The 23,688-nt window shown below is 64.1% G+C and carries 19 protein-coding genes; 13 read left to right on the forward strand and 6 right to left on the reverse strand.

Annotated elements, in window-relative coordinates; all coding sequences use genetic code 11:
- Nucleotides 1-2 precede the first annotated feature (2 nt).
- The 4 genes from AC56QX_RS30405 to ftsZ all read right to left on the reverse strand — a co-directional run bounded on the left by AC56QX_RS30405 (nt 3) and on the right by ftsZ (nt 5,101).
- Nucleotides 3-1,082, reverse strand: a complete 1,080-nt coding sequence (locus AC56QX_RS30405; protein WP_497112242.1) for an ATP-binding protein — start codon at nt 1,080-1,082, stop codon at nt 3-5.
- Between the two features lie 29 nt (nt 1,083-1,111).
- The gene (locus AC56QX_RS30410; protein WP_497112245.1) at nt 1,112-2,539 is read right to left on the reverse strand and encodes a DUF5691 domain-containing protein; all 1,428 of its coding nucleotides are present in this window, start codon (nt 2,537-2,539) and stop codon (nt 1,112-1,114) included.
- A complete protein-coding gene (locus AC56QX_RS30415) occupies nt 2,536-3,921 on the reverse strand; it encodes an SWIM zinc finger family protein (RefSeq protein ID WP_497112246.1) in 1,386 nt (461 codons plus the stop codon). The genes AC56QX_RS30410 and AC56QX_RS30415 overlap by 4 nt, the downstream gene beginning before the upstream one ends.
- 142 nt (nt 3,922-4,063) lie before the next feature.
- Complete coding sequence (gene ftsZ, locus AC56QX_RS30420; RefSeq protein WP_497112247.1) at nt 4,064-5,101, reverse strand: cell division protein FtsZ; 1,038 nt, start codon at nt 5,099-5,101, stop codon at nt 4,064-4,066.
- A 388-nt stretch (nt 5,102-5,489) separates the two neighbouring features.
- Between ftsZ and AC56QX_RS30425 the strand changes: the two genes are divergently transcribed.
- The 4 genes from AC56QX_RS30425 (at nt 5,490) to AC56QX_RS30440 (ending at nt 11,427) form a co-directional block, all read left to right on the forward strand.
- Nucleotides 5,490-6,188, forward strand: coding sequence for a GntR family transcriptional regulator (locus AC56QX_RS30425; protein WP_497112248.1), 699 nt, complete (start codon nt 5,490-5,492; stop codon nt 6,186-6,188).
- A 539-nt stretch (nt 6,189-6,727) separates the two neighbouring features.
- Nucleotides 6,728-8,083, forward strand: a complete 1,356-nt coding sequence (locus tag AC56QX_RS30430) for a glutamine synthetase family protein (protein WP_477438438.1) — start codon at nt 6,728-6,730, stop codon at nt 8,081-8,083.
- 133 nt (nt 8,084-8,216) lie between these two features.
- Nucleotides 8,217-9,101 (forward strand): helix-turn-helix domain-containing protein, encoded by an 885-nt coding sequence (locus tag AC56QX_RS30435; protein WP_497112249.1) that lies wholly within the window; start codon nt 8,217-8,219, stop codon nt 9,099-9,101.
- Nucleotides 9,102-9,237: 136 nt separating this feature from the next.
- Nucleotides 9,238-11,427: a TonB-dependent siderophore receptor gene (locus AC56QX_RS30440; RefSeq protein ID WP_497112251.1), complete on the forward strand. Its 2,190-nt coding sequence runs from the start codon at nt 9,238-9,240 to the stop codon at nt 11,425-11,427.
- A gap of 3 nt (nt 11,428-11,430) precedes the next feature.
- On the opposite strand, the gene AC56QX_RS30445 is transcribed toward AC56QX_RS30440, so the two are convergent.
- Nucleotides 11,431-12,291, reverse strand: coding sequence for a MurR/RpiR family transcriptional regulator (locus AC56QX_RS30445; RefSeq protein ID WP_497112252.1), 861 nt, complete (start codon nt 12,289-12,291; stop codon nt 11,431-11,433).
- Between the two features lie 164 nt (nt 12,292-12,455).
- On the opposite strand from AC56QX_RS30445, the gene murA reads away from it, so the two are divergent.
- The 9 genes from murA to AC56QX_RS30490 all read left to right on the forward strand — a co-directional run bounded on the left by murA (nt 12,456) and on the right by AC56QX_RS30490 (nt 23,226).
- Nucleotides 12,456-13,712, forward strand: a complete 1,257-nt coding sequence (gene murA / locus AC56QX_RS30450; protein WP_497112254.1) for a UDP-N-acetylglucosamine 1-carboxyvinyltransferase — start codon at nt 12,456-12,458, stop codon at nt 13,710-13,712.
- A complete protein-coding gene (locus AC56QX_RS30455) occupies nt 13,709-14,587 on the forward strand; it encodes a glucosamine kinase nucleotide-binding domain-containing protein (RefSeq protein ID WP_497112255.1) in 879 nt (292 codons plus the stop codon). The genes murA and AC56QX_RS30455 overlap by 4 nt, the downstream gene beginning before the upstream one ends.
- 157 nt (nt 14,588-14,744) lie before the next feature.
- Nucleotides 14,745-15,677, forward strand: coding sequence for an N-acetylmuramic acid 6-phosphate etherase (murQ, locus tag AC56QX_RS30460; protein ID WP_497117973.1), 933 nt, complete (start codon nt 14,745-14,747; stop codon nt 15,675-15,677).
- A gap of 97 nt (nt 15,678-15,774) precedes the next feature.
- Complete coding sequence (locus AC56QX_RS30465) at nt 15,775-17,292, forward strand: ABC transporter substrate-binding protein (RefSeq protein WP_497112256.1); 1,518 nt, start codon at nt 15,775-15,777, stop codon at nt 17,290-17,292.
- A 34-nt stretch (nt 17,293-17,326) separates the two neighbouring features.
- Nucleotides 17,327-18,286 carry an ABC transporter permease gene (locus AC56QX_RS30470; RefSeq protein WP_497112257.1) on the forward strand — a complete coding sequence of 320 codons (960 nt, stop codon included), beginning with the start codon at nt 17,327-17,329 and terminating at the stop codon, nt 18,284-18,286.
- Nucleotides 18,286-19,125: an ABC transporter permease gene (locus tag AC56QX_RS30475; protein ID WP_497112259.1), complete on the forward strand. Its 840-nt coding sequence runs from the start codon at nt 18,286-18,288 to the stop codon at nt 19,123-19,125. The genes AC56QX_RS30470 and AC56QX_RS30475 overlap by 1 nt, the downstream gene beginning before the upstream one ends.
- Nucleotides 19,122-20,867, forward strand: coding sequence for an ABC transporter ATP-binding protein (locus tag AC56QX_RS30480; RefSeq protein WP_497112261.1), 1,746 nt, complete (start codon nt 19,122-19,124; stop codon nt 20,865-20,867). The genes AC56QX_RS30475 and AC56QX_RS30480 overlap by 4 nt, the downstream gene beginning before the upstream one ends.
- 228 nt (nt 20,868-21,095) lie before the next feature.
- Complete coding sequence (locus AC56QX_RS30485; RefSeq protein WP_497112262.1) at nt 21,096-22,100, forward strand: serine hydrolase domain-containing protein; 1,005 nt, start codon at nt 21,096-21,098, stop codon at nt 22,098-22,100.
- A 10-nt stretch (nt 22,101-22,110) separates the two neighbouring features.
- Entirely contained in the window at nt 22,111-23,226 is a 1,116-nt protein-coding gene (locus AC56QX_RS30490) for an anhydro-N-acetylmuramic acid kinase (RefSeq protein WP_497112263.1), read from the forward strand.
- On the opposite strand, the gene AC56QX_RS30495 is transcribed toward AC56QX_RS30490, so the two are convergent.
- The gene (locus AC56QX_RS30495; RefSeq protein WP_497112265.1) at nt 23,223-23,645 is read right to left on the reverse strand and encodes a GNAT family N-acetyltransferase; all 423 of its coding nucleotides are present in this window, start codon (nt 23,643-23,645) and stop codon (nt 23,223-23,225) included. The genes AC56QX_RS30490 and AC56QX_RS30495 overlap by 4 nt on opposite strands.
- Between the last annotated feature and the right edge of the window lie 43 nt (nt 23,646-23,688).

Consider the following 23,688-nt stretch of genomic DNA (forward strand, 5'->3'; position numbering starts at 1 on the left):
CGTCAGATCGCTGCGTTCAAGGCAGCGTAGTAGCCGGCATAATCGGGCCGCTTCTTGAGCACGGTCTCCAGATATTCCTCCAGCACCAGCTTGTCCTGCACCGGATCTTTGACGATCGCGCCGACCAGGCTGGCGGCAAGGCCTTCGGCGCCGAGCTTGCCGCTGTCGAACCAGGCCGCCTGGCTGAGGCCGCCGACCATGGTTGCGATCGCCTCGGCCGTGGACAGCGAACCCGACGGCGTCTTCAAGGTCACCTTGCCATCTGCCGTTGCACCGGAGCGCAGCTCGCGGAAAATGGTCAGGACCCGCGCAATCTCCTCGCCGACATTTTTCGGCACCGGCAAGTCGAGGCCGCCGGCCATCTCGCCGACGCGCTTGGAGACGATCGCCACCTCCTCCGCCATGTCTTCGGGCAAAGGCAGCACGACGACGTTGAAGCGGCGCTTCAGTGCCGACGACAGCTCGTTGACGCCCTTGTCGCGGTTGTTGGCGGTGGCGATGATATTGAAGCCGCGCTGCGCGTAGATCGAGGTGTTGAGTTCCGGGATCGGCATCATCTTTTCGGACAGCACGGTGATCAGCGTATCCTGCACATCAGAACTCATGCGCGTCAGCTCCTCGAGGCGGCAGAGCTTGCCGTCCTGCATGGCGCGGTAGAGCGGCGTCGGCACCAGCGCCTCCTGGCTCGGGCCTTTGGCCAGCAGCTGCGCATAGTTCCAGCCATAGCGAATCTGGTTTTCGTCGGTGCCGGCCGTGCACTGCACGATCAGCGTCGAGTCGCCCATGATGGCGGCGGCGAGATGCTCCGACACCCAGGATTTGGCGGTGCCGGGAACACCGAGCAGCAACAGCGCGCGGTCGGTGGCAAGCGTCGCCACCGCGGTTTCCATCAGCCGGCGGCGGCCGACATATTTGGGCGTGATCAGCGTGCCGTCGTCAGCCTTTCCGCCAAGCAGATAGGTCAGCACCGCCTTTGGCGACAGGCTCCAGCCGGCGGGTCTTTGCCGGTCGTCATTGCGCGCAAGCGCCTGCAATTCGGTGGCGTAGGCCTGCTCGACCGGAAGACGGATGGCTGCGTTCATTTGCTGTTCTCCGGATTGATCATGTTGGTTCAGGGCCCGGCCAGGGATGCGTTGAGGCGCAGAAGAGCGAGCGAAGGTGCCGCCGGCGCCATGCCGGCCGCGACGACATCGCCGATCAATTTTTCCGCCGCCTCCGCGGTGGCGAGAAAGCCCAGCGTTTCCAGAAACTGGTCGACGCCGCGCTTAGCGGCATCATCACTTCCCGCGACGGCGGCGCGCAGTGCCGGCAGCGTCTTGCCGTTGGTCAGGTCGGCCCAGTCCAGCCAGCCTGCTTCGACGCCCTCGGCCAGGCTGAGCGCACCGAGATATTGCGTGTCTTTCAGGATCAGCCTGACCAGGACACGTTGCCGGCGACTGTCTAGACGCGGCATCAAATGGAGGACGAAAAGCGCCGGCTTGCCGCCTTCAGCGACAAGCGTATCGGCCATGTGCGTGACCGCGGCGTCACTGCCTGACGCCGCGACCATGCGGGCGACAAGGATATCGACATTGTTGTCGTCGCCGAACTGCCACGCGCCGATGAAGTCGGATTCGGAGACGCCGAAACGCGCGGCAAGGTCGACCAGGTTGCAGGTCTCGAACAATTCGGCGCGGCGTCGTTCCTGCGCCGGCGATTTCAGCTTTGCCGGCGCGTAGGTGGTGCGGCGGCGGATGAAGCCGGATTTGCCTTCCGTGATGAAGGCAGCGAGTTCGGCTATCGGGTCTTCCGGCCCGCTATCGCCTGGCTGGCCGTGCTCGCCCAACCGCGCCAGCAGTCGACCGGCGAGTTCACGCACCTTGCCGGAACGATCGGCGGACAGGCTTTTCAGGAAGGGCACGTCATCGGCGCCCAGGCCGAAGTGCATGAGTGCGATGAGCGCAAGCCTGACCTCCGCCGGTTCGCTTGATCCCCTGGTCTCGATCAGTTGCCGGGCCACAGCCGGTGCGGTGCGGCGCATATCGGCCAGCGCACTGCGGCGCGCGGCGGGATAGAAATCGTCCCAATTCTGCACCGTCAGTTGCTCCCGGTCTGTGCGTTTTTCGCCATCCACGCCGGCCTGCCAGTCGATCCAGGGTGCGTAGACATCCGGACTGGTCTGGTCCGACGCGGCAGGCATCCAGTCCATCGGATGCAGCACAAAGCCGCGGCTGGCGACGAGGGCCACCACACGCGACTTGGCTCTCGCGTCGGCCGCGTGTTTCAGCGCTGCCCGCAAAAGCGGTCGCAGCCGCTCAGGCAGCATGGGCAAGGCAAGCTCGGGCAGTGGCGGGCGACGCTTCAGCGTCTTCGGCGCTGCCGGCCGCAAGGCAATTTCGAGGGCTTGCGCGGCGATCGCCAGCAGCCGCCGCTCGCGCTCGTCGGGGTTGGCACCGGCGGCGATGTCCTTCCACGCGGCTGGAGCCAGGTCAAAGCTGGTGCCGCCGGTGATCCAGCAATCACGCATGGTCGCCAGACCCGTCTGCTCGATCTCGTTCACGACAGATCAAGCCTCCCGAAGCCGCTTTGCGCCGCCAGCAGATGAAGCCGGCTGCCGCTCCAAAGCGCTGCCGTCGCCGCGAGGTCCAGCCCAAGCAGCGTCGGGTTGACCGTATCGGCAATCGGCAAGGCGATGCCATGCGGATTGTCGGCGGACTGCCACCACGCATCGCCGCGGTCGTCCAGCAGGATCGCGCCGGGCGGCAGCATGACGGGACAATCGGTGAGCCAGGGCGCCATGTCCTGGTGAGCGACATGGGCCGCGAGCGGATCGGCCGCGTCAAAGCCGAATGCCGGCCAGTCCCTCGACGAGACATCGCCCTTGCGCTCGACCACCAACGCCCGCAGCGGCTGGCGCGCCGGATAAAAGACCAGCCTTGCATCGAAACGATCGCCCGGCGTGAAAGCGTTGGACCGACGGCCGGCAGAGGCCGGAAAATAGTCGAGCAGCAGGGCGAATCGCGGACTGGCGCTGTTTAGATCGAGCAGCCAGGTCGAATGGCTGACAAGACCGTCGCGGCGCGTCTCGATCTTCTCGCCGAGCACCTCCCAGACGCTGTCGACGTGGATCGCGCCGGAATTGGCCAGAACCTGCTCGCGGCTTTCCGACGTCGATACCAGCCGCCGCAGTTCGGCATCATCAGGCGTCGATCGCCAGGCCTTGGCCAGCAGCACAAGCTTGCCGAGTTCGCGGATCGCGGCATCCGGACGTTCCTCGCTGCGCAGCCCCATCAGCCGTGACGGAACCTCGTCGATGCGGCCGGCAAGTGCTGTCGCCTTCATGTCGACCAGCCGTGCGGCAATGCGGCGGCAACGGTCGCTGCTGTTGTCGACAAAGCCGGCAAGGCCGAGCCGCAGCTGATCCGATATCCATTGATCGAGCTCGTCCAGTGCGGTCGCAACCGCGGAACGCGTATCCTGGGCGCGCTTGCGCTGCGCGGCCTCGCGGCGCTCGACCGTGGCGGCGTCCTCGACAACGGCGCTTTCGTCGTCGCGCGAGGCCTCGCCAATGCTCTTGCCTGCCGCGCCGGGGGCCGGTGCAGCCGGCTGCGAGGTGGTTTTCCGGCGACGCCCGAGCCAGTCATTCACCCATTCCGGCGTCGAGCCGGCGGCGGTGAAACTCGCTGGCGTGGTGGCGGCGATCCACATCAGCGCCAATGTGTGCTTGCAGGGAAATTTTCGCGACGGACAGGTGCATTTGTAGCCGTGGTCGCCGGTGTCGACGACCACGCGATAGGGATTGGAGCCTGAGCCCTGGCATTCTCCCCAGATGAGCGCCAGCTGTTCGTTCTTTTCGAGCCGCGGCCAGTTCGATTGCTTGGTCAACTTGGAAGCGGAGCTCAGCGACGCCTGATCAGGCGCGAGCGCTTCGATGGTTTTCAAGTCAAATTCCAAGCCGCGCCTCTCGTCGCTCGAACGATACGGACTGCCAGTATAGAGGACCGCCTATGACGGATTCTTGTAGCAGCAGCGGCACAGAGATCGATACAGCTGACCGCGATCGTTGCGCCAGCCAACCTACGACTTACTGCAGCGTCCGCAATGGCGACTGGGCGGCGCGATCATGCGCGACGCCGAGACCGGCATCCTCGGCGCCGATCGCCCTATCGAGACCGGTCGCCACCACCGAGACCCGGAAGCGGCCTTCCATGCTCTTGTCGAAGATGGCGCCGACGATGATGTCGGCGTCCTCGTAGACCTCCTCGCGGATGCGGGTGGCGGCCTCATCGACCTCGAACAGGGTCATGTCGCGGCCGCCCGATATCGAGACCAGAACGCCCTTGGCGCCCTTCATCGACACTTCGTCTAGCAGCGGGTTGGCGATCGCGGCTTCCGCCGCCTTCATCGCCCGGCTTTCGCCCGACGCCTCGCCGGTTCCCATCATGGCGCGGCCCATGCCGCGCATGACCGATTTGACGTCGGCGAAGTCGAGATTGATCAGGCCTTCCTTGACGATCAGGTCAGTGATGCAGCTGACGCCGGAATAGAGCACCCGGTCGGCGATGACGAAGGCGTCGGCGAAGGTGGTCTTGGCATCGGCGATGCGGAACAGGTTCTGGTTGGGGATGACGATCACCGTGTCGGCGGCCTCGCGCAGACGCTCGATGCCCTCCTCGGCCATCTGCATGCGGCGCCTGCCCTCGAAGGTGAAAGGCTTGGTGACGACGCCGACCGTCAGTATGCCGGCCTTGCGCGCCGCTTGCGCGATGATCGGGGCAGCGCCGGTGCCGGTGCCGCCGCCCATGCCGGCGGTGACGAAGCACATATGCGTGCCGGCCAGATGATCCATGATCTCGTCAAGCGATTCTTCGGCCGCGGCACGGCCGATCTCGGGCAGCGAGCCGGCGCCAAGGCCTTCGGTGACGTGGGCGCCAAGCTGGATCAGCCGCGTCGCCTTCGACATGGTCAGCGCCTGCGCATCGGTGTTGGCGGCGATGAATTCGGTTCCCTGAAGCTCCTCCGTGATCATGTTATTGATGGCGTTGCCGCCACCGCCGCCGACGCCGATAACAGTGATCTTGGGTCTCATCTCGGAGATTTCCGGCTTCTTGAACTCGGCCATGCCTGCTTCTCCTTCGCCAATTGCGCGCGCTTCACGACCCACGAGCAGACTGCCTCTAGGACATTGCAATCGAGCGGCATGACGCGAATCAGTCCGTTCGGATGGGTGCCCCAAAAAGCCAGAGAGCGGCCGGACGTGCAAGTGCGCGAAAGCTCAAGATTTGTGATGACGATATTGCAGACGGCGCCGGCGATGCCGCGCGCCTGCAAGCCAGGCCGAAAAACCCGGCAATCCGGGCAACGCGCCAAGTCTTGCCGTGCAAGGATTGAAGCGTCTATCATGGTCCTACAGATCGCAGGGCTTCGGCCTCCCGCCACGCTCGGCACGATCGCGATTGTCCGTGGTCGTCAGGCCATATCTCAGAACGAATGAAGTAGCGCCCCTGCCAATGGCCGACAGAACACAATTCAGGTTGAGCGCCGTCGACAGCGTGCCCCTGCATGAGAAGGTCTATCTGGAGCTTGTGAGGGCCCTGATGTCCGGTCAGTTCACGCCCGGGCAGAAGCTGACCTCGCGCAAGCTCGCCAAGGAACTCGGCACCAGCGACATGCCGGTGCGCAGCGCCTTCATGCGGCTGCAGGCGCTGCGGGCGCTGAGCCCGATGCCGAACGGCAGCGTCGAGGTGCCGGTGATCTCCGCCGACCGGTTCTCGCAATTGACCGCCGTGCGCACGATCCTCGAAGGGTCAGCGACGGAGCTCGCGACAAAACGCATCAACGGCAACAATCTGCGGACGATCCGGCGCCACAGCACCGAATTGACCCTGGCGGCGCGCCAGGGCGATATCGACGATTATCTGAGGAAAAATTACGCCTTCAAATTCTCGATCTACCGCCATTGCGGCAACGAGCAGATGATCTTCCTGATCGAGACCGTGTGGATGCAGGTTGGCCCCTTCCTCAGGAATCTCGCCATGGGGTTCGAGGACGACCTCTCCTCCATCCTCGACATCGACTATCACGAGGAGGTCGTCGCGGCGATCGAGGCGCAGGACGGCGCGCGTGCCCGCGGGGCCATCGTGCGCGACATCGAAGAAGGCGCTGCACACATCCTGCGGCAGGCCAGATTTCCGGACGCAAGAAGCTAGGATTGGAGGGTGAAAGGCGCCTACCGTCCTTTCAGCGGACCATCGCAGACCTTGGAGATAGGCTGCAGCCCCCAACTTCGTCATCCTATGGCGGAGCAAGGAGCGAAGCGACGCGGCGCAGACCATAGGATCCATGCCGCGACCTTGCCGACGGGTGCAGCGGAGCAGAATTCTGCACCGTGGCAGCGCTCAGGAGTCCCGGCATGGATCCTCGGGTCTGCGCCGCGTCGCTACGCTCCTTGCTCCGCCCGTGGATGACGACGCGATGGGCGTTTCTGCTCATCACCAAGGCTGCGGTTCGGCAGTGCAAGCAATCGAAATGCCCCCTTGGCTTTCCATCTTCTTGCCTCTATGTTGCGATCGCAGATCGCGAAATTGGTTTTGAAAATGCCTCCCGACATCCCGGTTAGTGACTTGAAAAAATAAGGAAAAATATTCGGCAACAGCCGGATAGGCTTCCTGAAAACTCACAAGCATTTTTTACCAGGGACAGTGCAGCCGATCAGGCTGAGGCACCTTCGAAAACCAGAGGTTTTAAATTGAGCGATGCAATTGCGGACGTTTTGAGCTGGCTTGAAAGCAGAAACGACATCCAGAGCCTGAGGGCGGCGGTGTGCGACCTCAACGGCGTCATGCGGGGAAAACGCATTCCTGTCGAGCAGGCCCGCAAGGCGCTGGAGGGCAAGCTGCGCATGCCCTACTCGCTGATCGGGCTCGACATCTGGGGCGAGGATATCGAAGGCAACACGTTGGTTTTCTCGACCGGCGACGCCGATGGCCTCTGCCAATGGACGGGACGCGGCATCCTGCCGGTGGACTGGACGGCGCATCCGACGGCGCTCGTCCCGCTCTGGCTCGCCGACGAAAGCGGCGCGCCCTATCTCGGCGATCCCCGGCGGGCGCTGGCCCGCATCCTCGACCGCTACAAGGCGCTCGGCCTGACCCCGGTCGCGGCGACCGAACTCGAATTCTACCTGGTCGATCCGCAATCGCAACGGCCGGTTGGGCCGGTGTCACCGGTCACCGGGCGCCGTCTCGATTCCGACGCGGCGCTGTCGATCGACGAGATCGACGATTTCGAATCCTTCATCCATGACGTCTACGAGGCCTGCCGGGCGCAAGGCATTCCCGTCGATACGGCCATTGCCGAAAATGGCGTCGGCCAGTTCGAGATCAACCTGAACCATGTCGCCGACGCCTTGCGGGCGGCTGACGATGCGGTGTTGTTCAAGCGCACGGTGAAGGGCATTGCGCGCAAGCACGGCTTTGCCGCCTGCTTCATGGCCAAGCCCTATGGCGATCGGGCCGGCAACGGCTTTCACGTCCATTTCAGCCTGGTCGACGCCGAAGGGCGCAACGTGTTCGACGACGGCACAGACCAGGGCTCCGAAATCATGCGCCATGCGGTCGGCGGGTTGTTGGCGGCAATGGCCGAGAGCACGCTGGTGTTCGCCCCGCACTTCAATTCGTACCGCAGGCTTCGCCCGCGCTCCTATGCACCGACCGCGGTCGCCTGGGGCTACGAGAACCGCATGGTCGCGATTCGCATTCCCGGCGGCCCAACCGGCGCGCGCCGCATCGAACATCGCGTGTCGGGAGCGGACGCCAATCCCTATCTGGTGCTTGCGGCGATATTGGGCGCGGCATTGATCGGCATTGAAAGGCAGATGTCGCCGGGTGACCCGACAGGCAGCGATGGGCAAGGCGTTGTGCCGGCCAAGCTGCCGCCGGACTGGGCCTCCGCGATCGCGACCTTCGAGAGCGGAACGCATGTGGCGGAGATTTTCCCGGCGATCCTGCGCGACTCCTTCGTCGCCTGCAAACGCCAGGAGCTGAACACCTTCGCCCTCAATGTCAGCGACTTCGAGATCGAGACCTATCTCGAAAGCGTTTAGGCTCCCCTGACCGACAGCATCGGTGCGGACGACCTTCGAACAAGCCGGGACGCAAGGGACTTGCGGTGACGTCGTCAACCGGGCATAAACATGATAATTTTTGTCATGTATTATGCCCGGGGATAGACAGGACTTGACCTTCGTTGCGCGCATGGAAAGCCGGATAGAGGGCTTTTCCGTCATCGGCGACCTGAAATGGCATCTGTGGGACGGCGTGGTTGCCGACCTCTGGGATGTCTCGTGCGGCGACAGGGCCGGGGGTTACTATGTCTCCCCCGATCCCCGCTTGTTTGTCGCGCTCGACGTCGATGGCGACGGCGCCTTCTTCGTCGAAGGCGCCAAGGGTGAACTGTCACGCCATGACAGGGCCCTCTCCATCGCCTACATTCCGGCCGGTGTGCCAATCCGCGGCCGGGTCGAGGGGCTACACCGCATCCGGCATCTCGACCTGCATTTCGACGTGGCGACGCTGACGCGTCGCTTCGGCCGCAGCCTTGACCGCGAAGCCTTGCAGATGTCGCGCTTCCAGTTTCGCGACGACCGCATCGCCATGCTCGCCGGCCTGATCGCCGCCGAATGCGGCAGCGACCAGCCTTTGCACGATCTTTATGGCGAGGGCCTGCTCAACGCTCTGTTCTCAAGCCTGTTCCAGATCGATCAGCCAGATGCCGCTAGGCGTCGGTCACCGCTGTCGCGCCGCAAGCTGCGCCTAGTCACCGACTATATCGACGCGCACTGCCTGGACCGGATCCGGCTTGCCGATCTCGCCGCGCTGACCGGCCTGTCCGAAACCGCGATGAGCCATGCCTTCAAGGCGGCGACGGGCGTCCCGCCGCACCGCTGGCAGATGCAGGCGCGGATCGACAGGGCGAAGGCGATGATGGCGCGTCAGGCCGCCTCGCTTGCCGACATCGCCGAGGCGACCGGCTTCTTCGACCAGGCGCATCTGACGCGGGTGTTCAAGTCGGTGGTCGGCGTGACGCCCGGCGCCTGGATGAAGAGCGCCGACCGCCAGTGACATTTCCGCAACATGGCACCGCGATGTCCCTCGTTTGGACAAGAATGGACAAGCCGCCCAAATCCGTCCAATGACCCGCAGATAAGTTGATATAAATAATCAAGTATCTCAACGACGACAGGCGGGGACTTTCCTGATGAGCAGACTTTACCGGATGAAGGCGCTTTTGGCGGCCAGCGTCGCCGCGGCCGCGATTATCCCGCCGATGGCCGCGTTCGCGCAAACAGCACCTGCGAGCACCCAGCTTGAACCGGTGGTGGTCGAGGGCGAGGCTGGCGGCAGCGCCACCGGACCGGTCGACGGTGTCGTCGCCAAGAAGGCTACGACCGGCTCCAAGACGGCGACCGACATCAAGGACATCCCGCAATCGGTCTCGGTGGTCGGCCGTCAGGAGATCGACGATCAGGGTGCGCAGAAAGTGGATGAGGCCTTGCGCTACACGGCCGGCGTCTTTGCGCAGCCCTTCGGCCCGGACAGCGACACCAACTGGTTGTTCATCCGCGGTTTCCAGGCGACCGCCACCGGCTCCTACATGGATGGCTTGCAGCTGTTCAGCTACGGCTTCGGCGGCTTCTATGTCGACAGTTTCGGGCTCGAGCGCATCGAGGTGCTGAAAGGCCCGGCCTCGGTGCTCTATGGCGGCAGCAATCCCGGCGGCCTAGTCAACTATGTCAGCAAGCGGCCGGATTTCGAACGCAAGCGCTATGTCGAAACCGGCGTCAACGATGCCGGCAATGTCTATCTCGGCTTCGACGTCGGCGACGTGGCCAACAATGGTACGGTCAGCTACCGCATCAATGGCAAAGTCGCTGGCGGCGACACTTACAGCGATTTGCAGAACGGCTGGCGCGGCTTCATCTCGCCCAGCATCACCTGGAAGCCGGACGAAGCGACCACGCTGACCATCCTGGCCAATTACAGCCACATCGACGAGAACCACAATGGCGGCAGTTTCTTGCCCTATGACGGCACGGTGACGGACCACATAGTCGGCGGGGTGAACTACGGGCGCATCGACCCCGATGCAAATTTCACCGAACCGAGCATCGATCTCTACAAGCGTGAACAGGGCTCGATCGGTTATGAGTTCGAACACGATTTCGACAATTTCTGGACGGTGCGTTCCAACGCCCGCTTCACCGCCGCCGATATCAATGAGGTCAGTGTCTATCCGAACGGCTGGTCGCTGACCGGCGGGCCTACCGACCTGGCACGAATAAACTTCGACCACGACACCACGGCAAAGACCTTCCTTCTCGACAACCAGATCGAAGGCAAGGTGACGACCGGCCCGGTCGAGCACACGATCCTCGCCGGCATCGATTTCAAATATTACAACATCGACCAGGTCCAGTCGTCTGGCCTCTACGATCCAAACTACGACAATCCCATCGACGCCTTCCATCCGGTATACGGCTCGCCGCTGACGCCGCGTGTCAGCTACCTCAACCAGAACCTGACGCAGAAGCAGCTTGGCTTCTATGCGCAGGACCAGCTGCGTTTTGGCGATGGCTGGCTGGTGACGCTGAATGGCCGCTACGACCGTGGCTGGCTCGACGCCGATAATCGTCCGACCTATTACTCGGCGAGTTCCAGCACGCAGAGCCAAACCGTCGGCGACTTCTCCGGCCGCGCCGGCCTCGCCTATGAGTTCGCCAACGGCGTCACCCCTTATGCCAGCATCGCAACCTTCTTCAATCCGATCATCGGCACCGACGCGATGGGCAATCTCTTCAAGCCCGAAGAGGGTACGCAATATGAAGTCGGCGTGAAGTATGTGCCGACCTTTGTCGATGGCCTGTTCACTGTGTCGCTGTTTGACCTGACGCGTCAGAACGTGCCGTCGAATGTCACCCTGTTCACGCAGATGCAGACCGGCGAAGTTCGCTCGCGCGGCGTGGAACTGGAAGGCAAGGTGGACATTACCGATGATTTCCGGGTGACGGGCGCCTTCACCGCTTACGATATCGACATCACCAAGGACGCCAACTCGGCGCTCATCGGCAACACGCCCTTTATCGTCCCGGAAGTGATGGCCTCGGCTTCCGCCGATTATACATTCCGCGGTGACTGGTATGACGGCATCTCGATTGGTGGCGGTCTGCGCTATATCGGCTCGTCATGGGCCGACAATGAGAACACGGCGAAGGTGCCGGCCGTGACACTGGCCGACCTGAAACTCGGCTACGAGAAGGAGGATTGGGGCGTCGATCTCAACGTCACCAATCTTTTCAACAAGACCTATGTCGCCAGTTGCCAGACGACGCTGACCTGTTCCTACGGCGAAGGACGCTCGTTCAAGCTGAAGATGCACACGACCTGGTAGCGCTTACGAGGAGCGCTCGGCCTTCAGCACCGAGACCGCCATCTCGCTGTTGTGGACATAGTCGTTGGCGTCCGGCTGCTTCTGCACGAGCAGGATGAACAACAGATCGGTCAGCGTCAGCTGCGCGTCGCGCGCGGTGATCGAGGAGGAGCGCGCACGCTCTTCATCGGCGATGGTGTAGAGGCGGATGTCGGCGACACGGCTCAGCGGATTGTCGTGCAGGCCGGTGACGGCGATCACCGTCGTGCCGCGCTTGCGGGCAAGCTCGGCGATGCGCAAGGTTTCGATGCTGGCGCCGGAATAGGAGAGCGCGAACAGCACGTCGCCTGGCCCGAGCGTCGCGGCATTGGCCATCTGGATGTGGCTGTCGCTGTCATGCAGCACGTTGCGGCCGAGCTTCATCAGCTTGTAGGAGAAATCGCGGGCCACCAGCGAGGAAGCGCCGACGCCAACCAGATGGATGCGGCGCGCGCCATCCAACAGTTCCAGCGTCCGGGAAATGATGCGCTCGCTGTTGGCGGCGACGGTCTGCTGCATCGACAGAAGCTTGCTGCCGATCAGCTTCTTCAGGATGACCGGATAGGTGTCGCCGACATCGATCGAACCGTGGATGACGCCGGCCGGAACTTGCCAGTCCTGCGCCTTGGCCTCACTGACGGCGAGCTTGAGCTCCTGATAGCTGGCATAGCCGAGTTTTTGGCTGAACTTGACGACACTCGACTGGCTGCGGCCGATCTCGGCCGCAAGCGCAGCCGTCGACAGCCGCAGCATCTGGTCGGGATTGTCGACGATGTACTGGCCGATCTCACGATCGCCGGCCGCCATGCCGTCGAGCTTCGCATTGATCGTCTTCAGAACGGACATGAACCCTCTACAGCGCTTGGGTGCTCGTCAGAGGAATAAATTATTCCAATTTCGATTGACAGCCAAGAACGCAGAATTAATTCTCGATTGGACCGGCCAAGTTCGGGAATCGAGTGGGTCTTCCGGAAAGACCGGACCGGCTTTCGCCATACAAGGGTTCAGCCATGGACAGATTGCGGATCGTCGGCGGACGAAGACTGGAAGGCGCGGTCACCATATCCGGCGCCAAGAACGCTGCTCTGCCGCAGATAGCCGCCGCCCTGCTCAGCCCCTACCCGCTCGAACTGACCAACCTGCCAGATGTGACCGACGTCGAAAACATGCTCGGCGTAGTGCGGCTTCACGGCGCCGAGGTGACCCGGTCGGCGCATGCCGCGACGATCGACACCAGTGCCGCCGTTTCGAAGGAAACATCTTATGACACGGTGCGGAAAATGCGGGCTACGGTGCTGGTGCTGGCGCCGCTGCTCGCCCGGTTCGGCCACGCCCGGGTTTCACTGCCCGGCGGCTGCGCGATCGGTGCGCGGCCGGTCGACATGCATGTCGCCGCGCTCGCGGCGCTGGGTGCAAGGATTGCGGTCGAGAACGGCTCGATCGTCGCCTCAGTGCCGAACGGGCTTGTCGGCACGCGCATCGTGCTCAGCTCGCCGTCCGTCGGGGCAACGGAAACCGCCATGATGGCGGCGACCACGGCCAAGGGTGAAACCGAGATCCTCAACGCCGCGCGCGAGCCGGAAGTGGCTGACCTCGCCGCTTGCCTCAACGCCATGGGCGCGCGCATCGAAGGCGCCGGCACGCATCGCATCCTGATTGCCGGCGACACCAGCTGGCATGCGGCCCGGCATGACATCATCCCGGACCGCATCGAGGCCGGCACCTATGCCATTGCCGCGGCGATCACCGGCGGCCAGCTTGAACTGACCCATGCCCGGCTCGAGCACATGGCATCGGTGGTGCAATTGCTTGAGGCCACCGGCGTCAGCGTCTGGCCCGGCGACCGTGGGCTGATCGTGTCGCGCGACCGGCCGCTCAAGGCCGTCGATCTCACGACGGAGCCCTATCCGGGGTTTCCGACCGATCTGCAGGCGCAGTTCATGGCGCTGATGTGTTGCGCCGAGGGCGCGTCGCTGCTGCGCGAAACCATTTTCGAGAACCGTTTCATGCATGTGCCGGAACTGATGCGGCTCGGCGCCAACATCAAGTTGCAGGGAACCATGGCGCTGGTGCGCGGCGGCGAGAGGCTGCATGGTGCGCAGGTGATGGCCACCGACCTGCGCGCTTCGGTGTCGCTGGTGCTGGCGGCGCTGGTTTGCGAAGGCGAGACCATCATCAACCGCGTCTACCACCTCGACCGCGGCTATGAGCAGTTGGACCGCAAGCTGCGCCTGTGCGGCGCCGACATCGAGCGGCTGATCGCATGAGCGGCGTGGGCTATTTTCTCGGCGTCGATGGCGGCGGAACCGGCTGCCGGGCCCGAATCGAGGATGCGGAGGGAACCGTGCTGGGACAGGGTCTCTCCGGCCCGGCGACGACACGGCTCGGCATCGACGCGGCCTGGGCTTCCATTGCCAAAGCCTTCGGCTCGGCAATCGAGGAGACGGGCTTCGGGCCGGCCGAGACCGCCCGTATCCGCGCCGGCATTGGCCTTGCCGGCATTGGCCGCAAGGGTGCGCTGGAGGCGTTGCGGGCGATCGCGCATCCCTTTGCCAGCATCGATTTCGTCAGCGACGGCGTCGGCGCCTGCCTGGGCGCGCACTCCGGCCAGGACGGCGCCATCGTTATTGCCGGCACCGGTTCGATCGGCCTTGGCTTTGTCGAAGGCCGCGATTTGCGTGTCGGCGGCTACGGCTTTCCGATCTCTGACGAAGGCAGCGGCGCCGATCTTGGCCTGAAGGCCGTGCAGCTGGCGCTGCGCGCCCATGACGGCCGGCACGAGCGGACGGCGCTGCTGGCGGAGGTGATGCAGCGCTTCGAGGGCGATGCGATGGAGGCGGTCGCCTGGATGGACCGCGCCAGCGCCACCGACTACGCGGCGCTGGCGCCGATGGTGATGCGCCACGCCGATCAGGGCGATCCGGCCGGACGGCGCATCGTGCAAAGTGCGGCCGAGCAGATCGACACGCTGGTGCGGGTGCTGTTCGAAAAAGGCGCGCCGCGCGTCACCTTGCTGGGCGGCCTGGCCAGCCCGCTGGAACCCTGGCTTTCGCCCGATGTGCGGCGCAGGCTGAAGCCCGCCGACGGCGACGCCGTGTCCGGCGCGATCATCCTTGCCAAGCGTTCGCTCTGCACTCGGTAGGCTTCGCAGATAGGAATAAAATATTCCAAATTTCTGTTGACGATGTGAATATTCAATTCTAAAAAGTTAACAAAGAAAAACCGAGATGACGGACCTCAGGTCCGTCTGCACTGGCCCGTTGAGCCATGCCGGGCAGCATGATTTTGAAAGCACTGGAATGACCGAGCAAGGGTTGATGTCTGAGCTGGGCGGGCTGGTTTCCGAAGGCCGCAACCCGAGGACTGTCGACATCGACCTGCTGCCGACCGTCGATGTGCTGCGCAAGATCAATGACGAGGACAGGCTTGTCCCGGCGGCTGTCGAAAAGGTGCTGCCGGAAATCGCCGCAGCGGTCGACCGGATTGTGCTTGCCTTCCAGAAAGGCGCCCGCCTGATCTATATGGGCGCCGGCACCAGTGGGCGCCTCGGGGTCCTCGATGCTTCGGAGTGTCCCCCCACTTTCGGCGTTCCTGAAGACATGGTCGTCGGCCTGATCGCCGGTGGTCCCGATGCCCTGGTACGGTCGCTGGAAGGCGCCGAGGACGATCCGAAAATGGGCGCTCGGGCATTGCAGGAGATCGGGCTCACACCGGATGACGTGGTGGTCGGCATCGCAGTCAGCGGGCGCACGCCCTACGTCATCGGCGGATTGAACTATGCAAAGCAGGTGGGCGCGGCGACGGTCGCCCTGTCCTGCAATCCGGCCTCGACCATTGCCGGCATCGCCGACATCGCCGACATCGCCATCTCGCCGGTCGTCGGTCCGGAAGTGCTCACCGGCTCGACCCGGCTGAAATCGGGAACCGCGCAGAAGCTGGTGCTCAACATGCTGACCACGGCCTCGATGATCCGCATCGGCAAGAGTTTTCAGAATCTGATGGTCGACCTCAACCCGTCCAACAAGAAGCTGGTGGCGAGGGCGATCAGGATCGTCATGCAGACGACCGGCTGCTCGGGGCAGCAGGCCAAACAGGCGCTCGCCCAGACCGGCAACGATGTGAAGCTGGCAATCCTGGTGACGATCACTGGCCTTGATGTCGAGGCGGCGCGAACCGCCCTCGGCAAGGCCGGAGGCTTCCTGCGAAAGGCAATCAGCGACAAGACGGCGTGAGGCCGCATAGACTGGGCCGATACTCCAAAGCATGTGTGTCTTGGAAGCGGTCCGCAGAACTGCAAGGCATCAAGTCAAATCATAATGGGAGACGAAAATGATAGGGCATCTCACAAGAACACTGCTATCGGGCATCACGGTTGCCACGATGCTCGGCGTGGCTGCGGTTTCGACGCAGGCGGCGACGCTGCACATGGCCTGGTCGCAGGACGCCACCGGGCTTGATCCGCACAAGCAGACGGCGTTTTCGTCGCTGAGGCTCTTGGAACTGATCTATGAGCCGCTGGTGCGGGTCGACGCCAGCCTGCAGATTATCCCCGCCATCGCCACGTCCTGGGAATTCTCCAAGGACGGCAAGGAACTGACCTTCAAGCTCGATCCCAAGGCGAAATTCCAGGACGGCACGGCCGTGACCTCGGCCGACGTCAAGGCCTCGTTCGAGCGCATCCTCGACGAGAAGACGGGGGCTGCCGCCCGCGCCAACTTCCTGTCGATCGCCAGCATCGACACGCCGGATGCGGCAACCGTCGTGTTCCATCTGTCGCAGCCCGACGTGCCGATCCTGACGGCGATGAGCGACGTCAACGCCGCCATCGTCCCGGCCAGTGAAATCAAGGCCGGCTCGATCGGCACCAAGGCGGTCGGCTCCGGTCCGTTCAAGCTCGACAAATGGGACCCCAACGCCAAGGAAGTGCTGAGTGCCAACAAGGACTGGGGCGGCGGTGCGACCGGCGTCGACGGCATCGAGATCAGCGTGCTGCCGGACGAAGCGGCGATCCTGGCTGCCATGCGCACCAAGCAGATCGATTTCGCGCTGCTCAACGACCCGCTGGTCGCGACGCTGGTGCCGAAGGAAGCCAGCCTGCAGCTGAACCGCGTGCCGGTGCTCTCCTATCACGTGCTGCAGCTCAATCCGTCGCGCAAGCCGATGACCGAGCTCAAGGTGCGCCAAGCGATCTCCTGCGCCATCGACCGGCAGGAGGTGCTGGACACCGCTTCGCTCGGCGAAGGCAAGGTCACCGGCCCGCTGACCATCCCGGCGCTGGCGACCGATCCGAGCCAGCTGTTCTGCTACAAGCGCGACGTCGAAAAGGCCAAGAAGCTGATGGCCGAGGCCGGCTTTGCCGATGGCTTTTCGGCGACCGTGATCGGCGCCACCGGCGAGCCGCCGACGGCGGCGGCGGAAGCCCAGGTCATCCAGTCGCAGCTCGCCGAAATCGGCGTCAAGCTCGACATCAAGATGATGGAGCTCAACGTCTATGTCGACGCCTGGCTGAAGGGCGATTTCGACATGGCGATCGCCCTCAATGGCGGCCGCGCTGACCCCTACACCATGTACAACCGCTACTGGACCAAGGCAGGCAATCTGCAGAAGGTGGCGAACTACATCGACGACACGCTGGACAGCCAGATGCAGCAGGGCCGCGCCGAGACCGACCCGGCCAAGCGCAAGGCGATCTTCGCCGAGTTCGAGAAGCACCTCGCCGAGGTATCGCCATGGATCTGGCTCTACACGTCCTACAGCTACACGGCCCAGCAGAAGAACATCGCCGGCTTCGTGCCGACGCCGACGGGCACGCTGTTCAGCCTGAGCAAGGTTACCATCCAGCAGTAGCCGGCACAGGCATTGGACGAGAGGACTTCTTCGCGTGAACTATCTGATGCGACGACTGGCGACGTTTCCTCTCGTCCTACTTGGCGTGTCCATCCTGGTCTTCGTGGCGATCCGGATGGTGCCGGGCGATTCGATCACGGCGATGCTGGGCACCGAGGCCGGCCTGCTGACCCCGGCACAGCGGGATTCGCTTGCCGCCTATTTCGGCATCGACCAGCCCTGGTTCGTCCAGTACTGGCGCTGGATCGGCGGCATCCTGCACGGCAATCTCGGCATCTCCGTCACCTATGGCAGGCCGGTGCTCGACGTCATTCTCGAACGCTTCCCGTTGACGCTGGAGCTGGCCGTCCTGTCGATGATGATCGCGCTGGTGGTCGGCCTGCCGGCCGGAATCTTCGCCGCCACGCACAATGAGAAACTGTCGGACCTTGGGGTACGCATCGCCGCTATGATCGGCCAGTCGACGCCGAGCTTCGTGCTTGGCCTCTTGATCATCTACACGCTGTCGGCCGGTTTCGGCGTGTTGCCGGCGATGGGCGAATTCGCGCCGCTCTGGCAGGATCCCTTGCGCAATCTCAGCCAGTTGATCCTGCCCGCCATCACGCTGGGCTTCGCCTTCGCCGCGTCGGTCACCCGCATAGCGCGTTCGGCAATGCTCGACGTGTTGAGCGACGACTATGTCCGCACCGCGCGCAGCAAGGGCGCCTCGGCGCGCAGCGTCATCTGGCGGCATGCTTTGCCCAATGCGCTGATCCCGGTGGTGACGCTGAGCGGCATCGAGTTCGGCTATCTCCTGGGCGGCGCCGTCATCGTCGAGCAGATCTACGCCCTGCCCGGCCTCGGACGCATGGTGCTGGATGCCATCCTGCAGCGCGACTATGCGCTGGTGCAGGGAGCCGTGCTGTTCATCGCCTTCAACTTCATGATCGTCAATCTCCTGGTCGACCTCGCCTATGTCGCGCTCGATCCGCGCATCCGGCTGGGAGAGCAGTGATGCGCATTCTGCGCGCCATCTTCGGCCATGGCAGCGGCCGCATCGGCGGCGTCATCGTCGGCGTCTATCTGCTCATCGCCATCCTCGGCCTGGTCGGGCTGACGCCGCACAACCCGATCACGCAGTTCCGCGTCGACCGGCTGCATGCGCCCAATGGCGCCTACTGGATGGGCACCGACTTATTCGGCCGCGATGTCGCCAGCCGGCTGATGGCGGGGGTCGGGCAGTCGCTCACGGTTGCCTTCTTCTCGGTGGCCTTCGCCACCCTGGCCGGCACCGTGTTCGGGCTGGCCGCCGCCTGGCTTGGACGCCGCTGGGACGGCGTGGTGATGCGGATCATGGATGTGCTGCTGGCCTTCCCGGCGATCCTTCTGGCGCTGCTCATCGTCACCGTTGCCGGACCGGGCACATGGACCAGTGTCGTTGCCATCGGCATCGTCTACACACCGATCTTCACCCGCGTGGTGCGCGGCCCTGCCCTGTCGCTTAAGGCACGCGAATTCGTCGACGCCGCGCGCACCTTCGGCAGCAGTTCGTTCCACATCGTCACGCGCCATTTGCTGCTCAACCTGGTGGCGCCATTGACCGTCCAGGTGACGCTGGCGCTGGCCTGGGCGCTGCTGACGGAAGCTGGTCTGAGCTTTCTCGGGCTTGGTACACAGCCGCCCGCCGCCTCGCTCGGCCTGATGCTGAGCGACAGCCGCAATCTGATGGAGACCGCGCCCTGGCTGATGATCTTCCCGGGGCTGGCTATCATGATCAGCATCCTCGGTTTCAACCTGCTGGGTGACGCCTTGCGCGATATCCTCGACCCGAAGATGCGGAGGGCGCCGGCATGATCCCGCTGCTGTCGGTCAGCGATCTGCGCGTCGGCTTCGGCCGCAATCCTCAAGCCAACGAAGTGGTGCGCGGCGTCGGCTTCGACCTGGCGGATGGCGAAACACTGGCCATCGTCGGCGAAAGCGGTTCGGGCAAATCCGTCACCGCGCTGTCGATCAACCGTCTCATCGATTTCGGCGGTGGCCGCATCACCAGCGGCGCGATGAAACTGAAGCGTGCCGATGGGACTATCTTCGACCTGATAAGCGCGACCGAGCCGCAGCTGGCCGGCATCCGTGGCGCCGAGATCGGCATGATCTTCCAGGAGCCGATGACCTCGCTCAATCCGGTGCTGACCATCGGCACACAGATCGAGGAATCGTTCCGGCTGCACCGCGGGCTGACCGGCCGGCAGGCCACGGCGGCAGCCAAGGATGCGCTCGACCGTGTGCGCATTCCCGATGCAGCAAGGCGATTGAAATACACACCCAACCAGCTGTCGGGCGGCATGCTGCAAAGGGTGATGATCGCCATTGCGCTGGCCTGTAATCCGCGCCTGCTGATCGCCGACGAGCCGACGACTGCGCTCGACGTGACCGTGCAGGCGCAGATCATGGCATTGCTGGCCGAGTTGAAGCGCGAGACCGGCATGTCGATGATCTTCATCACCCATGATATCGGCCTGGTTGCCGGCATCGCCGACAGGGTGATGGTGATGCAGAACGGGCAGGCCGTGGAGCAAGGCGAACTGAACCAGATCCTCGACAGGCCGCAGCATCCCTACACACAGCATCTGCTGCATGCCGTGCCGCATTTCGCCAACGGAAGCGCGACGCGCGCTGACGGACGACGCGACAACGACATACCCGCAAAACCGGCCTTGAAGGTCGATGGCCTGGTGGTGCGGTTTCCTCTCAAGAGCAATTTCTTCAGCCGCGCCACCGGCGCCGTGCACGCCGTCGACGGCGTCGACTTCGACCTGATGCCGGGAGAGACGCTGGCCATCGTCGAGAGCGGCTCGGGCAAATCGACAACGGCAAAGGCGGTGCTCGGCCTGGTGCGCTCGACGCGTGGCAGTTTCTCGGTCGGCGCCCGAAAGGCCTCAGCCGAGCAAAGCGCCAAGCCCGTGCAGATGGTGTTCCAGAACCCCTATGCCTCGCTCAATCCGAGGCTCAGCATCGAGAGCATCCTGGCCGAGCCGGTGATCGCCACCGGTGGTCGCGTGAATGCCGAGACGCGTGCCAGGATGGCGAGCTTGCTGGAACGTGTCGGCCTGCCTGCGAATAGCTTGCAGCGTTATCCCCACGAATTCTCCGGCGGCCAGCGGCAGAGGCTGTGCATTGCCCGTGCGCTGATGCTCAACCCGTCCGTGGTCGTGCTCGATGAGGCGGTGTCGGCGCTCGACGTCTCGGTGCAGGCCAAGGTGCTGGAGCTGCTGGTCGACCTGCAGCGCGACTTTGGGCTGGCCTATCTGTTCATCTCGCATGACATGGCGGTGGTCGAGCGGATCGCGCACCGCATCGCCGTCATCTATGCCGGCCAGATCGTCGAGATCGGCGATGCGGCCTCGGTGCTGTCGAGGCCGAAGCATTCCTATACGAAGAAACTCATCGCCGCCGTTCCGACCATCGACCGGCGGCGCGAGCATTTCGAGATCGACACACGACAGGTGCCGTCGCTTGTGCGCCCGCAGGGGTTCGAGCCGGCGCCGGCGCGGTGGGAGCAGTTTGGCAGGGATCATATGGCGAGGGTTGAAGGGTGATTGACGGTACCCTGGGATATCCGAGGTTGGCGGGACAGCACCCCCCTCTGCCCTACCGGGCATCTCCCCCGCAAGGGGGGAGATTGGCAGCGTTGATGTTCCGCCAACCTTCCAACGTTGGAGATTGGCGAAAGCCGAGGCGACATCCGATCTCCCCCCTTGCGGGGGAGATGTCCGGCAGGACAGAGGGGGTGTGACGGATCGCGGCCTTTCGAAAAGAGGTCGGCATTGAGCGCCCTCGCCCCACTCTTCGACCGCGCATTCCAGCCTGTCGCAACAGCGGTCTCAGCCAAGCGCATCCCCGGCGGCGTGCTCGGCATCGTCGACAAAAATGGCAACCGCATCATCAGGGCAATCGGCTCGGCGCAACTCGTGCCGAAGCAGCGCCCCATGCAGGTCGAAACCTGGTTCGACCTGGCGTCCCTGACCAAAATCATCTTCACCACGCCGCGCATCCTGGCGCTGGCGGAAGACGGCGTCATCGATCTCGACGCGCCGCTGATCTCGGTGCTGCCGGACCTGCGCCAATATGATGCCGAGGCCTGGGAGCGGAAGGTGACGTTCCGCCAGTGTCTCGGCCACCAGACACCGTTTCCGGCCGTCGAGCCGATCTACACTTACGGGCGGGACCCCCAGCTGTTGCGCGCCTTCATCCTGCAGCGCGAATGGCGCGCCCGTGACCCCGTCTATTCCGACATCAATTTCATCCTGCTCGGCTTCGCGCTCGAGCGGTTGTCGGGCAAGACCATCCGCGACATGGACCCCGGCCCGGGTTTTGCCTGGTCGACAGCGCCGGATGTCGCCGCGGCGACCGAGGACTGCACCTGGCGTCATCGTGTGCTCTCCGGCGAGGTACACGACGACAATTGCTCGGCGCTGCAAGGAGCCGGTCATGCCGGGCTGTTCGGCACAGCCACTTCGGTGCTGGATTTCGCGCAGGGGCTGCTGGACGGCACGGGCGCTTCCGAACGGTCCATCGCGTTGATGCGCACCCCCTTGGCCGCTACCCGCACCCATGGCTGGGAGCGCCCTTATGACGGCTGGTCCGATGGGGCCTTGTGCAGCCCGGGAACCATCGGCCACACCGGCTTTACCGGCACCGGCCTGTGGATCGACTTCGATCAAGGCAGGGCCTGGACCTTGCTCACCAACAGGATCCATCCGACACGTCATTTCGACAGCGGAATCATCTCGCTGCGGCAGACGGTCGGCGATCTCGTCAACGGACTGTAGGAGCTCAATGATGGAACCAATCTGGGCCGTCGGCCTGATGACCGGCACCGTGCTTGACGGCAATATCGATGTTGCGCTGATCAAGACCGATGGCGAGCGGATCGACGATTTCGGCACCTACCGGCTGATGCCCTATCCCCAATCGATCCGGGCGCTGCTGGAAGAGACGCTGACGGCGGCCAGAGCTTGGAATTTCGTCGGGCCGGAACCGGCTATCTTCCGCAAGGCCGAGGAAGCGCTGACGCGCGCCCAGTCGGCGGCGGTGAAGGAGTTGGTCGAGGGGTATGGCATGACCATGGCCGATATCGGCGTCGTCGGCTTTCACGGCCAGACGGTGCTGCATCGCGCGCCGCAGGTCGGGCGGCTCGGCCAGACGCGGCAGCTCGGCGACGGCGAGCTGATGCACAGCATATTGGGCACCAAGGTCGCCTATGATTTCCGCTCGGCCGACATGCGCGCCGGTGGCCAAGGCGCCCCCCTGGCCGCCGCCTATCACACCGCGCTGATGCGCAGCGCCGGCGCCAGCGGCGAGGTGGCCGTGCTCAATCTCGGCGGCGTCGCCAACGTCACCTGGTGGGATGGCGCCGACAATGTCGTCGCCTTCGACACCGGCCCCGCCAACGCGCCGCTCAACGATTTCATCAAGTCGAAGGGGCTCGGCGAAATGGACCGCGACGGCGCGCTTGGCCGTGCGGGAACGGTCGACGAGGCAAGGCTCGCCAAGCTGTTGCAGCACCCTTATCTCAGCAAGCCCTACCCCAAGTCGCTGGACCGTTTCGATTTCGGCGCCGCCATGGCCGATGGCCTCAACGCCGAGGATGGTGCCGCCCTGCTCACCGCCTTCACCGCCGGCGCCGTCGGCAAGGCGCTCGACCTCTTGCCAAGCCGACCGAAAAAGCTGGTGGTCAGCGGTGGCGGTCGCCACAATCCGACGATGATGGCCATGCTGGCCAGCCGCGCCGGCGTCGAGGTGGTGCAGGCCGAAAGCCTCGGCTGGAGCGGCGACGCGGTGGAGGCCGAGTGTTTTGCCTTCCTCGCCGTGCGCGTGCTGCGCGGCTTGCCCATCAGTTTTCCAAGCACCACCGGCGCGCCGCAGCCAATGCGCGGCGGAAAGCTCGCCGGTTAAGCCAGTTTCTTCTGCAGGAAGATGCGGCTGCGACCGACCGGGAAATCGGCCAGCGTGCCGAAGGACTGGTAGCCCTGGCGCTGGTAGACCTTGGCGGCGTTCGGGTTGAAGGTATCGATCAACGCGCCGTGGCAGCCGCGCGCCACGGCCTCCGTCTCGGCCGCGGCCAGCATCTGGCCTGCCATGTGCTGGCCGCGCAGCCTTTCATCGACCCACAGCCACTGCACGTAAAGCCAACCCCAGGCGGTGTAACCCGAAATCCCGGCGACGACGGTGCCGTCCTCGTCGCGCACGAACACGGCGAGCGCCTTTCTTTCCGACGCGCCGACATCGCCGTCGTTGAACGCCGTCAGGCGCTCGCTGAGAAAGGCGAGGTCATCAGGCAAGGGGTTTGCCGTTGTTTCGAGTGTCGTGTTCATGGCTCTTTCCGGAAGACTCGGCTGGATGGGATGAAGGGGTTAT

Source organism: Mesorhizobium sp. RCAM 06353 (genome assembly GCF_059683585.1).